This window comes from Thioalkalivibrio sp., from assembly GCF_007692535.1.
Lineage (GTDB): Bacteria > Pseudomonadota > Gammaproteobacteria > Ectothiorhodospirales > Ectothiorhodospiraceae > Thioalkalivibrio.
The window spans coordinates 1-12,557 of the sequence record NZ_REBW01000151.1 but is presented as its reverse complement, the minus strand read 5'-3'; the positions used below and the strand labels follow the sequence as shown (position 1 = coordinate 12,557).

The 12,557-nt window shown below is 65.4% G+C and carries 12 protein-coding genes; 8 read left to right on the top strand and 4 right to left on the bottom strand.

The window, feature by feature from the left end; genetic code table 11:
• Positions 1 to 1,797: a glycosidase gene (locus tag EA346_RS08490; RefSeq protein ID WP_296757531.1), complete on the bottom strand. Its 1,797-nt coding sequence runs from the start codon at positions 1,795 to 1,797 to the stop codon at positions 1 to 3.
• Positions 1,798 to 2,299: 502 nt separating this feature from the next.
• Between EA346_RS08490 and EA346_RS08485 the strand changes: the two genes are divergently transcribed.
• The 3 genes from EA346_RS08485 (at position 2,300) to EA346_RS08475 (ending at position 6,845) form a co-directional block, all read left to right on the top strand.
• Positions 2,300 to 3,703, top strand: a complete 1,404-nt coding sequence (locus tag EA346_RS08485) for a sodium:alanine symporter family protein (protein WP_296757530.1) — start codon at positions 2,300 to 2,302, stop codon at positions 3,701 to 3,703.
• An 89-nt stretch (positions 3,704 to 3,792) separates the two neighbouring features.
• A complete protein-coding gene (locus tag EA346_RS08480) occupies positions 3,793 to 5,547 on the top strand; it encodes a DHHA1 domain-containing protein (protein ID WP_296757528.1) in 1,755 nt (584 codons plus the stop codon).
• Positions 5,548 to 5,711: 164 nt separating this feature from the next.
• Entirely contained in the window at positions 5,712 to 6,845 is a 1,134-nt protein-coding gene (locus EA346_RS08475) for an acyl-CoA desaturase (protein WP_296757525.1), read from the top strand.
• A 50-nt stretch (positions 6,846 to 6,895) separates the two neighbouring features.
• On the opposite strand, the gene EA346_RS08470 is transcribed toward EA346_RS08475, so the two are convergent.
• Positions 6,896 to 8,005 (bottom strand): hypothetical protein, encoded by a 1,110-nt coding sequence (locus EA346_RS08470; RefSeq protein WP_296757522.1) that lies wholly within the window; start codon positions 8,003 to 8,005, stop codon positions 6,896 to 6,898.
• 169 nt (positions 8,006 to 8,174) lie between these two features.
• Between EA346_RS08470 and EA346_RS08465 the strand changes: the two genes are divergently transcribed.
• Positions 8,175 to 8,513, top strand: coding sequence for a hypothetical protein (locus EA346_RS08465; RefSeq protein WP_296757519.1), 339 nt, complete (start codon positions 8,175 to 8,177; stop codon positions 8,511 to 8,513).
• A gap of 39 nt (positions 8,514 to 8,552) precedes the next feature.
• Here the strand turns inward: EA346_RS08465 and EA346_RS08460 are convergent, their stop codons facing one another.
• Positions 8,553 to 8,948, bottom strand: a complete 396-nt coding sequence (locus EA346_RS08460; protein WP_296757517.1) for a DUF2237 domain-containing protein — start codon at positions 8,946 to 8,948, stop codon at positions 8,553 to 8,555.
• A gap of 196 nt (positions 8,949 to 9,144) precedes the next feature.
• Positions 9,145 to 9,345 carry a hypothetical protein gene (locus EA346_RS08455; RefSeq protein WP_296748420.1) on the bottom strand — a complete coding sequence of 67 codons (201 nt, stop codon included), beginning with the start codon at positions 9,343 to 9,345 and terminating at the stop codon, positions 9,145 to 9,147.
• Between the two features lie 301 nt (positions 9,346 to 9,646).
• On the opposite strand from EA346_RS08455, the gene EA346_RS08450 reads away from it, so the two are divergent.
• Genes EA346_RS08450 through EA346_RS08435 form a run of 4 tightly spaced genes read left to right on the top strand, consistent with a single transcriptional unit; the run spans position 9,647 to position 12,233 of the window.
• A complete protein-coding gene (locus EA346_RS08450; protein WP_296757515.1) occupies positions 9,647 to 10,108 on the top strand; it encodes a tetratricopeptide repeat protein in 462 nt (153 codons plus the stop codon).
• A 31-nt stretch (positions 10,109 to 10,139) separates the two neighbouring features.
• Positions 10,140 to 10,412 carry a glutaredoxin 3 gene (gene grxC, locus EA346_RS08445; RefSeq protein ID WP_296757512.1) on the top strand — a complete coding sequence of 91 codons (273 nt, stop codon included), beginning with the start codon at positions 10,140 to 10,142 and terminating at the stop codon, positions 10,410 to 10,412.
• Between the two features lie 16 nt (positions 10,413 to 10,428).
• Positions 10,429 to 11,907 (top strand): siroheme synthase CysG, encoded by a 1,479-nt coding sequence (cysG, locus tag EA346_RS08440; RefSeq protein WP_296757511.1) that lies wholly within the window; start codon positions 10,429 to 10,431, stop codon positions 11,905 to 11,907.
• A complete protein-coding gene (locus EA346_RS08435) occupies positions 11,904 to 12,233 on the top strand; it encodes a S24 family peptidase (protein ID WP_296757507.1) in 330 nt (109 codons plus the stop codon). Before cysG ends, EA346_RS08435 begins: the two co-directional genes overlap by 4 nt.
• Positions 12,234 to 12,557: the final 324 nt, after the last annotated feature.

Here is a 12,557-nt window from a genome sequence, read left to right as displayed (position 1 = left end):
TCAGCCCTTGCCCTGCTGATTGACAATCAGCGTCTCCGCGCCGGAGGCATCACGCGCGCTGATGGTGAAGGCGCAGCTGCGCAGGTTGGCCCGAAGCGTGGCGGTGCTGCCCTGATGATGCCAGGACAGGTGCAGGCAGTCCGGCGCGGCGGGGTGCACGGTCAGTTCACCGTTGAAGGCGTCGGAAGTGTTGCGCAGCCGGATCATGGTCAGTTGCTCCTGGACCACGGGCCAACCGAGACGGGCCTCGATCTCCTCGTTGCTCAGGTTGCTGCGGTTGATCTCCTTGTGGCCGGCAGCCCCGCCGCGGTCGGCGGCGACATGATCGTTACGCCCGGCGAACAGATCCAGGTACCAGATCTGCGGGATGCCAGGCATGAACAGCTGGATCGCGCGAGCCAGCAGCAGCTTGCGGTCGTCCTCCCCCAGGGCGCTGTAGAACGTGGCGTTGACCTGGTAGTACGCGATCTTCCTGCCGTCGGGTCCGTACAGGTTCTTGACCCGGCCGCCGCGGGCAATGATGCGTTCCACCACCGCCTCGATCTCGGGGTCGCCGAGCAGCCCGGATTGGTAGACGCCGTCGACCTCGGCGCCGCGCAGGTCGAGCACCGGGATGCCGTCGTGGCAACCGAGCATGTTGATCGTCTGCAGCCGATGCGTCTTGATCTCCTCGATCCAGCGCAGCAGAGGCGCGGTGACGGCACGGTCCAGCGCGTCGACGACCAGGCCCGGAAGGAAGAAATCGTAGATCGGATAGCCTTCGTGAGCGACTTCCCGATGCAGGCCCTTGCCGTACTCTGCGTGCACCTCAGGAAAGATCACCAGGTCGTACTGGCGCGCCATGTCCCGCAGACGCTGCAGGTAGTCCCAGGTCCCGGGCTTGTTGAAGAAGTTGGCCTGGCCGGGTTCCTTGTGCAGATAGGCGAAGGCATCCAGGCGGATGATCTTGGCCCCATAATCATGCAGTTGCCGCAGGGTCTGATCGTAGAACTCCCAGACCTTTTCCGAGCGGGCGTTGAGGTCCATCTGCCCCAGGTAGGAGCGGTGACCCTTCAGAATGGCGTGGATCTCATCGCGCAGATAGTCGTGGCGATCCAGGTAGATTCGATCGATGTCCGGTTCGGTCTCGATCGCGGCGTTGATTGTGGTGGCGATCTGCGCTGCCGTTTCCGGTGTGACACCCCTGAGGCCGGCGAATGCCGTGGCGGAAACAGGCCGGTAGCTCACCTGCTGGTAGAAGGTGTTCCAGTAAGGCCGCTCGGAGCCATCGGGAAAGCCGACCTTCAGGATCGGCAGTCCGGGCTTGCGCAGGAAGAGCTTCTGGAGATGCTCGTCGTGCGGGATCACGTAACCATCGTCCCCTGGCTGGCTGCAGCAACTCCAGAAGGCGTTCCAGTCCACGAAAAAGTCTTTGTATTCGGAGGCATCGCCGTGCTCCAGCAGGTCCCGGAACTGGGGCGATGCGACCGAGAGATGGTTCAGGATCAGGTCGAACTTGAACATGATCCCGAGCCGATCCAGTTCGTCCAGATCCTGCGGCAGAACCAGTTCCTGGTTGATGCCGTAGTCGATGATGGAGAAGCCGCGATCGAGGTCGCTGTTGAAGAAGGTCGGCAGGATGTACAGCAGCGAGAACGCGTTTGCGAGCTCGGGCCGCTTCAGCAGCGTCACGAGGTCCGACAGCTTCCCGCCCACACTGTCGGGGTAGGCGTTCAGCATCACGCCACGCGGGAGCCGTTGCTCAGCCGCCCGGGGTTCGATTGCCTGGGGTTCGACGGATTGGGGCTCGCGGTGCATGGCTGGCCCATTTCGCTGATGTGGGTGACGGGTGGATACGACATGCCAGAGCCGAAAGGCGAGGCCACGCGCACCGTAGACGAGATGTCGATGGCAGGCAAGGCCGAGCCTGCAAGGCCGCTTGAGAAATAGGGGTTTTTGGCCACCGACCGCCGCGGATCCGAAGTGTACCCATCGCGCTCGATTGTGCGAGTGCAGCGGCCTCGCGAACACGCGTGTCGATGTTGCCGCGCAGTCGGGGAGGAGCTTCGGCTGCGGACGGGTCGATGAAGCACCGCCCCCTGATGGTGCTGCCGGACGCCGGGATTGCACCATAAATGCCCCGAACCGCTGGACAGATCCGCCGTTTTGGCCGAAAAGGGAACCACGGACGCCTCAGGAACGCTGGCCCATCACTTGCACGGCAAAAGCGCAGGGCGTAGATCGTGCAGTAGAACAATGAAGCGGCGGCTCGGAAGGGCGGTCCGCGAACCTGCAGACCGGAGCAACAAGGGGGGAAGTCATGATCCACGGACTCATGGTGTTCAACGACTGGCTCAACAACATCGTTTGGGGCCCGCCCTTCATGATCCTGCTGGTGGGCACCGGCATCTACCTGACCGTTCGGATCGGCTTCTTCCAGTTCACCCACCTGCGTTTTGCATGGCAACGCACCTTCGCCACACTGTTCCGGAGCCGGCGGAAGGAAGAGAAGGGCGTGATCTCGCCCTTCCAGGCGGTCACCTCGGCGATGGCCGCAACCATCGGGGTGGGCAACATCGCGGGGGTCGCCACCGCGATCGCCCTCGGCGGACCCGGGGCCATTTTCTGGATGTGGATGGTCGCGCTCGTCGGCATGGCCACCAAGCTCGCCGAGGCCACGCTGGGCGTGAAGTACCGCCAGGTGGATAGCGAAGGCAATATCTCCGGTGGCGTCTTTCACTACATTGAAAACGGGCTCGGAAAGCGCTGGAAGTGGCTCGCGCTGCTGTATGCAGTCCTTGCGGGCCTGGCCGCCTTCGGCATCGGCAACATGGTGCAGGCCAATACCATGGCCCACGCCCTCGAGACCGGTATGGGCATCCCCAACTGGGTGACCGGCATCGTGGTGATGGTCCTGGTGGGCCTTGTGACCCTGGGCGGTATCAAGCGCATCGCCATCACCGCGGCGCGAATCGTTCCGACCATGGCCCTGATCTACGTGATCGGTGCCATCGGCGTCCTGGTGAGTTTCTACGATCAGATACCGGCGGCCTTCGGCCAGATCTTCGCCGGTGCCTTCACGACCACGTCCGCGATCGGCGGCTTCGCCGGAGCGACCATGGCCTTGGCCATCCGGTACGGCATCGCCCGCGGCATCTTCTCCAACGAGGCGGGACTGGGATCGGCGTCCATCGTCCACGCCCAAGCGAAGAACAAGCCCTATGCCCAGGGCCTCTGGGGAATGTGGGAGGTCTTCATCGATACGCTGGTCGTCTGCACCATGACCGCCCTCGTGATTCTGGTCACCGGCGTGATCCAGACCGGCCAGACCGGCGCCGAACTGACCAGCAGCGCGTTCGCCAGCGGCCTGCCGGGCCTCGGCGGATGGATCGTGCTGGTCTCGATCGTGCTCTTCTCCTACAGCACCATGCTGACCTGGAACTTCTACGGGGAAAAGAGCTGGGAGTACGCCTTCGGGCCGAAGGTGGTCACCCCCTACAGGCTGATCTTCATCGGCTTCCTGTTCCTGGGCGCGATCGGCGGACTGACCACAGTCTGGGATATCTCCGACACCCTGAACGGGCTGATGGCGGCGCCCAACCTGCTCGCACTGATCCTTCTGGCCGGGGTGCTGGTGAAGGAAAAGGTGAAGTACATGAAGGAACAGAGCGAAGAGGCGGCCCGCAAGGACGCCGACGAGAAGGGACCCTCGGACGGGCAGTGACCGGGGTTGCGGGGCGGGTCCGTACGGGCCCGCCCCGTTGCTGACGGATGTCCCGGCGCCCCGCGACTGCAGGTCATCCGGATCGGCTCATGGAACCCATCATCGAACTTCACCCGGCCGACCCCGACACCCTGCGGGAGGCGCAGCGGCTGGGCCTGCATCCGGTCGTGACCCGCGTCCTTGCCAACCGGGCGAGCCGGGCCGGGGTGGCACCGGACTGGTTGCTGGACTTCTCGCCGCATTCGCTGGATCCGCCGGACGGGTTGCCGGATATCGACGTCGCCGCCGAGCGCATCGCCCGTGCGGTGGTGGCTGGGGAGGTGATCGCTCTCGCAACTGACGCGGATTCCGACGGGGTGAACGCCAGCGCGGTACTCACCCGCGCACTCACGGAGCACTTCGGGCACCCGGTGGATCGGGTCCAGCACTACATCGGGCTCAAGCTGACCGAGGGCTACGGGCTGTCCGATTCGGTCTGCGAGCGCATCCTGGCGGCCGACCCGCGACCGGCCCTCGTGATCACCGCGGACATCGGCTCCTCGGACGGGCCGCGCATCGCGCGTCTCGCCGAGGCAGCGATCGACGTCGTGGTCACGGATCATCACGGCATTCCAACCGACGGTGGTCCGGATGCAGCGCTCGCCTTCGTCAACCCGCAGCGGTCCGGGGCCCGCTACCCGGACCCGTTGATCGCCGGCGTGATGGTCGCCTGGCTGGTGCTCTGGGCGGTCCGCCGGCGGCTGATCGAGATCGGCCACCTGCCTTCCCGGACGGCCAGCCTGGGTACGCTCTTCGGCTGGGTGGCGACCGGAACCGTCGCGGACGTCGTATCGCTGGCCCGCAGCCGTAACAACCGCATCGTCGTGCGCGCCGGGATTCCCCAGATCGAGGCTGGTACGCACCCGTGCTGGCGCGCCCTGCGGTCCCACCTGGGCGATCCCGCCAAGCCGCTGACAGCATCGGACCTGGCCTTCGGCATCGGTCCGCGCCTGAATGCGGCCGGCCGACTGCACGATGCGATGGCCGGCGTACGTTTTCTGCTGGCCGAAGACGATGCCGCGGCAGCCCTCGGTGTGGCGGTACTGAACAGTACCAACGAGGCGCGACGCGCGATCGAGAAACGGCTGACGGTCGAGGCCCTGGCGGCGGCGGAGGCGCAGGTCGAGGCGGGGCGCTCGGCACTGGTGGTGGCCCTGATCGACGGCCACGCCGGGGTACACGGCATCGTGGCCTCCCGGATGATGCAGGCCTTTGCGCGGCCCGCCGTGTGCCTCTCGGCGCAGCAGGACATGCCCGGGATTCTGAGCGGGTCCTGCCGCAGCATCGATGGGCTACCGATGCTGGAGGTCCTGCAGGCACTGGAGCGGGCAGAACCCGGGCTGTTCCTGAAGTATGGCGGTCACGCCGGAGCAGCGGGACTGACCATTGAGGAGGGACGGCTGGCAGGTTTCGAGGCCGCTTTCGAGCGGGAGGTCGCCCGGCGTCTGGAGGGAGTCGAGTTGCATCCCCGGATCGCGGTGGATGTGGACGTGGTCCCCGGTGAGTTGGGTTGGCCGTTGCTCGATGGCCTCGCGGCGATCGGGCCCTATGGCCGGGAGTTCCCAGAACCGGTGCTGCGTTCGTTCTTCATGGTGCGTGCGGCGCGGGAAGTGGGGGTGGACGGGGGGCACTGGAAGCTGACGCTGAGTCACGGCAGCCAACGCGTCGACGCCATCTGGTTCAACGCGGGCCGCGATTGCCCGGTCACGCTGGGCGCAGAGGCGCGCCTGGTATTCACTCCGGAAGCCAACTGGTGGCAGGGTCAACGGCGCTTGCAGGTCCGTATCCAGGGACTGCAAGCCTGATTCCGTGCCTTGCAAGCGGGCGGGAGCAATACAACCGGAATACGCGCATGGGAAAACATCGCCTTCGGCCGCATCTTTTGCGCTTACGCTGGTCTGAAGAGTTGTGCACAATGCAACCAAGGCGCGAGCAACAGCGTCACTTGAGAACCCCAACAGGAATCCCCATGGCTGAACCCAAACCTCCGGTCGCATGGTCGAACGCGATCTTTTTCGCGTTGACCAACCTGGCCGCCGTCACCCTCGTCCCCCTGTGGGGCATGACTCAGGGCTACAGCGGCTCGGCCTGGTTCGTCTTCGCCGCCTTGCTTGTCCTGGGTGGCATGAGCATCACTGTCGGGTATCACCGCATGTGGGCGCATAACACCTTCAAGGCCCGGGCGCCGCTGCGTCTGGTGCTGGCGATCTTCGGTGCCATGGCGTTACAGAACAGCATCTTCAACTGGGCGGCCCGGCACCGCGTGCATCACCGCTATGTCGACGATGTGTCGCGGGATCCACACTCCATCAAGCGCGGCTTCTGGCATGCCCACATCGGCTGGATGCTGCGCTATTGGCCCACCACCCAGGCCGATTACTCGCGGGTCAAGGATCTGGAAAGGGATCCCATCGTGATGTGGCAGCATCGGAACTACTGGACCCTGGTCTGGGCCACCAACCTGGGCCTGCCACTCGTCCTGGGCCTTTTGCTGGGCGACTTGATCGGAATGCTGCTCCTCGCTGGCCTGCTGCGACTGGTGCTCAGCCATCACTTCACCTTCTTCATTAATTCGCTGGCACACATGTGGGGCACGCGGCCCTACAGCGACCAGAACACGGCCGTGGACAACGGCATGGTCGCCCTGCTGACCTGGGGTGAGGGCTATCACAACTATCACCACGCCTTCCAGGCCGATTACCGCAACGGCGTGCAGTGGTGGCAATACGATCCCTCGAAATGGTTCATCAATGTGTGTGCGTGGACGGGCCTCGTGTACGACCGCCGCCGCACCCCGGCCTTCAAGATCCGGCGGGCCCGGCTGCAAATGGATCTGCTCCGGCTTTCCAAGCTGGCGGAAGAACGTGCAGTTCAGGGAACCTGGCGCGAGGCCATCGAGCGCGAATACCAGCGGTTCCGGGACACCGTGAATCAATGGCAGGAAGTGCAGGCTCGCAAGGTCCGCGCCGGCAAGGAGGCCATGAACGACCGCTGGCTGCGAACTGAGTTGAGAACCTCGCTCAAGGAACTCGAATACCGGCTCAAGATGCAGCAGCGCCGGCTGCGGGTGCTCACTGCGGCCCTGAACCCCGCTTCGGTCTGACGCGAAGGCCACCCGGCATTGGGAGCCGACCCGGGTTCAGGATGGCCCACTTAGCCGGTGAAGAAATCGCGCGCCCTTGCTGCGAGCGTCTCCGGACGGTGGAGCATGAGCTCGGTCTGCAGACCCTTCTGCAGGTAGAAGTCGTCACAGCGGTAGTTCGGCGCCGGGTTTTGCCGCGTCATCACACGCAGCAGGCACTGGAAGCCATCGTCCACCTCGGGCTGGCGGCGTGCGTACAGCGTGTAGTTGAAGCTCAGGTGTCCGAGATCCTCGTAGCACCGCAACGCCGACGACAGCCCTTGGGCCAGGTCATGCAACTCGCCTTCGTCCATGCGCAGCAGATCACCCTCAGTCTCGTGCACGGCGATGATCTCGTTCGTGCCCAGCGGCGAGAAGGCGGCCAGCCAGTGCCAGCGACCGGTCGCGGCGATGTAACGGCTCCCTTCGGCGCGCTCGTGCTCGACCAGGTCCCGGTGATAGCTGCGACCCTCCTGCTGCAGGTAGCGGTAACAGGCCTCCGCCAAGCGGGCGTGGTGGGTGTAGGGCTCCGAGCCGATCAGCATCTGGAAGTGGGGATGCATCAGACTCGCGCCCGCCGGGAACAGGTAATTGCCATGCACGGTCAGCCACAAGGCATCCGGATCCCGCTGTCGTACCGCCTGGGCAATCTGCCGGAGGGCGCGCCATGCATTGGCGATGAGCTCCGGCGACAGTTCATGCAACTCGAGGAAATGCGCCCTTGAGACGATAGCGACGGAGTGATGGCCGCCCATCCCGATCAAATTGGGGAATCCCACCGCCTCGCCGATCTTGACGACTCCGCCAGGAATCAACGCGTCGGGGAAGCGTGCGACCCCGTCCACCCGTTCCGGGCAGAACACGCAATTCTTCGCACTCTCCGTCGCGAGTCGCGCGATCATGTCCCGGTCCACGTCGTTCAGGAAGACCTTCCGTCCCTCCTCGATGGCCGGGTTGTATACGCTCGTATGCCCGAGCAGCGGATCCCGGTAGATTTCAATGCGCTGGCGCTCGGGCGCGAAGCCGTTCAGCGGGTTCAACAGCTCCAGGCTGTCCTGAAAGTGATCGAAGCGGATGCCGGCCATGTCTTCCTCCATGTCGATGGGCGGAGATCGGTCATGAGACCCTGTGGTGAGGCTCATGGGGGATCACTCCCTGAGCATAGACACAACGGGCGAATACGGGTGTGGCGGTTGTGCCGGCGCCAGCGCCCTGTCGAGTGGGCCTGGTCCAGCTTGCCTTTTTCACGGGCGCACGAGGAAACTGCCTGGGCCCCCTTGCCCGGGTGCGTCTGCCAGTGGAGGTGCCGACATGGGTTTCTGGAACAGCATGGCCCACGCCATCCGCAATACCCGGGCGGCCCTGGCGGCGATCGGGATGCTGGTGGTGCTCGGGGTGCTGCTGTACGGGCGCTGGTCCACGCCGGAGGTGTCGGGCACGGATGTGATCTCCGTGCCGGTGGTCGCGGTGGAACGCGAGAGCGGGGATGCCCAGTGGCTGCGCGTCTTCGTCGAGACGCCGGACGACGGCGTGATTCGCCTGCTGTGGATGACGGGCCGGAGCGGGATCCAGGCGGGGTCGGAGGTACAGCTTCTGGTCACGGATTACGCCGACGGAACACGCGACTACCGGGTGTTTCAGCGTCCCTGATTCCGTCCGTTGCGTTGGTCCGGAAACGCCCCGGGCTGCTCAGGACAGATCGATCGCGTACCGTTTCAGGTCCGCCAGGCTGACGATCTCCAGCGCCTTCTGGTGCGTCGCGGTGAGGACCACGCGCGGCGCGGCATCGGCCTCCAGCGCCTCCTTCCAGCGGGCCGCGCACAGGCACCAGCGGTCGCCCGGTTTCAGGCCGGGGAAACCGAATTCCGGGACCGGGGTCGAGAGGTCGTTTCCGCGGGCCTTGGAGAAGTCGAGGAACTCGGCCGTGACCCTGGCGCAGACGACATGCCGGCCCAGGTCGTCGGGGCCGGTGCTGCAATCGCCATCACGATAGAACCCGGTGACCGGCTCGCCGTGCGAACACGGGGCGAGCGGGTGGCCGAGCACGTTGAGGGCCTGTTCTCTTCCGGGGGGGCCGCCATCCATGTCCTTTTCCTCTTTTCGCGGGTTTCGAACCGGGCACAAGTATACGGCCCGACGGTCGCCGACGGGAAAATCTCCGGTTTCGCGATGAGGATGCATGGCGGGCGATGCCGCAGCGCGGGATGCCGCGCCCGCGTGAGCAAAAAAAACCGCCCCGGAGGGCGGTTCGACTCTCGATGTCGCCGGACTTGTTTGGGGCTTACTGCTGGGTCCAGGCGCTGTAGCCGTCGGTCTTCCCTTCGAGGCCATCGTTGTAGCCGGCATCATAGGCTTCCGTCACCCGCTGCTCCTCGAGCTTCGGGTTGTGCAGGAAGCCGCTCTGCCAGCCAAGCACGTAGGCCGGGTCGACTCCGGCGCTTTCCATCTTGGTCGATGTTTCATACAAGGTCTTCTTGTCCATGCCTCTCTCCTCCAATGCAAACGTTGAATGTCGAAGGGGAACGCCGATCTTCGTCCGCGTTCCGCTATGCTGGGTGAAGCCGGTCTCTCGCAGGGCCGGCAGGCGTGGCACCGGCGCATGGGAACAAGCCCACACTGAACGGGCTGAAGTATAGGCCCCGCGGCGCGGCTACCGTATATCCCTATCGAGAGGGTTAACGCACCGGGCCCATTGCTGCACCATGCACGGTCCCGGACCCGAGCCCGCGCGGAGGCCTTCGCGTGGACACGGTCCGGCCCACCCATGACGTTTCGGATGGATCATGCAACTTTCTGACGATGACCTGATGAGCCTCGAAAGCGGCATCGCGGCCTTCGAGTCCAAGCACTTCTCGCAAGCCATGCAGGCTCTCTATCCCCTGGCCGAGGCCGGCCATGCCGACGCCCAGTACCGCGTCGCCATCATGTGCCAGAACGGCCTGGGCGTGGTGCGGAAGCCCGAGGCGGCGGCCAAGTGGATGCGCGCGGCGGCCGAGCAGGGGTCCGCGATGGCCCAGCATGGCCTCGGTTTCATGTACCTTGAGGGCGACTGCGTGGACAAGGAGCCCGCGCAGGCCGTGCAGTGGTTCGAGAAGGCCGCCGAGCAGGGCCTGGCCGGGTCGAAGACGACGCTGGCCCTGATGTATGCCCAGGGCTCCGGTGTCGAGCGCGACCTCGACGCCGCACGGCGCTGGTACATCTCCGCTGGCTTCGATCCCGCCGAGATCGACAGCCTGCATCGCTGAGCGCGATCCCGATGCGCGAGCGCTGGCCACGATGACCCGGGTGCGTCTTTATCGTATCGAGACCTGCCCCTATTGCGATCGGGCGGAGGCCCTGCTGCAGCGCAGGGGGGTGGGCGAGCAGCTCGACATCATCCGCATCGACGACTCGCGCAAGGGCTTCGCCGAGATGGCGCGGCTGACCGGACAGCGCACCGTGCCCCAGGTCTTCATCGGCGATCGCCACATCGGCGGCTTCGACGATCTGGTGGAACTGGATATGGACGGCGAGTTGAAGGAACTGCTCGAAGCGGTCCGAACCCCCTGACGACGGAATCGACATCATGGATTATTACCCCCTTTTCGTGAAGCTGACGGATCGTCCCTGCCTGGTGGTTGGTGGCGGGAACGTGGCCATGCGCAAGGTGACCCTGCTGCGCAAGGCGGGAGCGCGAGTGACCGTCGTCGCCCCTGAATTGTGTCCTGAGCTGGAACAGCTGCGTGATGCTGGCGAGATCGAACACCTGGAGCGGCGCTTCGACGATGGTGACATCGCCCGGCGGGTCCTGGTGGTCGCCTCGACCGACGACGAGGCCGTGAACCGGCATATCTCGGAACTTGCGACCGCCAGCTTCGTTCCCGTGAACGTGGTCGACCGGCCCGAGCTCTGTACCTTCATCACCCCGTCGATGATCGATCGCTCACCGCTGCAGGTCGCGATCTCGACAGGCGGTGCCTCGCCGGTTCTCGCGCGTCTGCTGCGCTCGCGGATCGAGAGCTTCCTTCCGGCAAGCTACGGCCGCCTGGCCGCGATGCTCGATTCCTTCCGGGACCGCGCCAAGGCGCGTCTGCCCAACCCGGAGATCCGACGCCGGTTCTGGGAGCGGCTGCTCGAGGGTCCGGTGACCGAGCTCGTGCTCTCGGGCCGGGACGACGCCGCCCACAAGATCGTGGACGAGGCGCTGGAGGAAGGCCTGGACCGGCGCGATGGCGGCGGCGAGGTCTTTCTCGTGGGCGCCGGCCCAGGAGATCCGGACCTGCTGACCTTCCGTGCGCTGCGCCTGATGCAGCTTGCGGACGTGGTGGTCTATGACAACCTGGTCTCGCCAGGCATCCTGGAGCTGGTTCGCCGCGATGCCGAGATGATCTACGCGGGCAAGCGCCGCAACGACCATGCGCTGCCGCAGGAGGACATCAACCGCCTGCTGGTCAAGCTGGCGAAGGAGGGAAACCGGGTGCTGCGCCTGAAGGGCGGCGATCCCTTCATCTTCGGCCGCGGCGGCGAGGAGATCGACTCCCTGATGCAGGAAGGCATCCCGTTCCAGGTGGTGCCCGGGGTCACGGCCGCCGCCGGCTGCGCCTCCTTTGCCGGTATCCCGCTGACGCATCGCGACTACGCCCAGTCACTGATTTTTGCGACCGGACATCTCAAGAACGGCACGATCGATCTGAACTGGAACATGCTTGCGCAGCCCGCGCAGACGGTCGTGTTCTACATGGGCCTGCTCGGACTGCCGATCATCTGCCGGGAATTGAAGGCGCACGGACGGGCGGCCTCGACGCCGGCGGCGCTGGTGGAGCAGGGTACGACCCAGAACCAGCGGGTGCTGGTCGGGACGCTGGACACCCTGCCGGAACTGGTGAAAGAGCACGATGTGAAACCCCCGACGCTGATCATCGTCGGTGAGGTGGTTGCATTGCACGAGCGTCTGAAGTGGTTCCGCCCCGGCTCCGATCACACGGCGCACAGCCTCTTCAGCAGCCATGGTCATGCCGCCCCGGCAGCGGCAGCCGCTTCCGTGGAAGAGCAGCAGCCGGCATGAGTATCGACATGCCCAGCATGGGCGGTTGCTCCAGCAGCGAGCCCTTCGCGCTGCAGGTGCTCGGCGACAGCATGGCGCCGGAGTTCCCGCATGGAGTGATCATCATCGTCGACCCCTCCGGCGTGGTCGAGAGCGGCAGCTATGTGGTCGCCCAGGTCGATGGCGAGCACCTGTTCCGGCAGTTGCTGATCGAGGACGGTGCCCATTACCTGGTCGCGCTGCAGGAGGACCACCGGCGCCTGGAGATCCCCGGCCCGGAGGCGATCGCCGGCGTGGTCACCCAGCGGGCCGGTCGCCGCCGCTCCCAGCACAAGCACTACGGCTGAGGCAACGCCGTAAGCCACCCCGCGGGGGATGCCGATGCGCGCGGCGAATGGCACCGTGCCGGCGCTGGGCGTTTGGGCGTACCGGCAATGTAACGTGAAAGTCACAGCCCAGTAGGTCGGGTTAGCGCAGCGTAACCCGACGTGCCGGGGACGACGCTGCTTTGCCGTCATGGGTAGGTGCGAGGCTGATTCGTGTCGTTTCCAGGGGCGCGGATGTAGGAGGCCAGCCCCTGGCCGATGGGTTTTCCGGCGCCAGATCGGCGAGAGGCTTGCCTCCGGGGGGAGCCGGGCTGCCGGGGACGACGCTATTTTGCGCCCATGGGT

Bases quoted from the DNA above. Each gene is read 5' to 3' on its own strand.
- EA346_RS08490 (WP_296757531.1), bottom strand. From the start codon at position 1,797: ATGCACCGCGAGCCCCAATCCGTCGAACCCCAGGCAATCGAACCCCGG.
- EA346_RS08485 (WP_296757530.1), top strand. From the start codon at position 2,300: ATGATCCACGGACTCATGGTGTTCAACGACTGGCTCAACAACATCGTT.
- EA346_RS08480 (WP_296757528.1), top strand. From the start codon at position 3,793: ATGGAACCCATCATCGAACTTCACCCGGCCGACCCCGACACCCTGCGG.
- EA346_RS08475 (WP_296757525.1), top strand. From the start codon at position 5,712: ATGGCTGAACCCAAACCTCCGGTCGCATGGTCGAACGCGATCTTTTTC.
- EA346_RS08470 (WP_296757522.1), bottom strand. From the start codon at position 8,005: ATGAGCCTCACCACAGGGTCTCATGACCGATCTCCGCCCATCGACATG.
- EA346_RS08465 (WP_296757519.1), top strand. From the start codon at position 8,175: ATGGGTTTCTGGAACAGCATGGCCCACGCCATCCGCAATACCCGGGCG.
- EA346_RS08460 (WP_296757517.1), bottom strand. From the start codon at position 8,948: ATGGATGGCGGCCCCCCCGGAAGAGAACAGGCCCTCAACGTGCTCGGC.
- EA346_RS08455 (WP_296748420.1), bottom strand. From the start codon at position 9,345: ATGGACAAGAAGACCTTGTATGAAACATCGACCAAGATGGAAAGCGCC.
- EA346_RS08450 (WP_296757515.1), top strand. From the start codon at position 9,647: ATGCAACTTTCTGACGATGACCTGATGAGCCTCGAAAGCGGCATCGCG.
- grxC (WP_296757512.1), top strand. From the start codon at position 10,140: ATGACCCGGGTGCGTCTTTATCGTATCGAGACCTGCCCCTATTGCGAT.
- cysG (WP_296757511.1), top strand. From the start codon at position 10,429: ATGGATTATTACCCCCTTTTCGTGAAGCTGACGGATCGTCCCTGCCTG.
- EA346_RS08435 (WP_296757507.1), top strand. From the start codon at position 11,904: ATGAGTATCGACATGCCCAGCATGGGCGGTTGCTCCAGCAGCGAGCCC.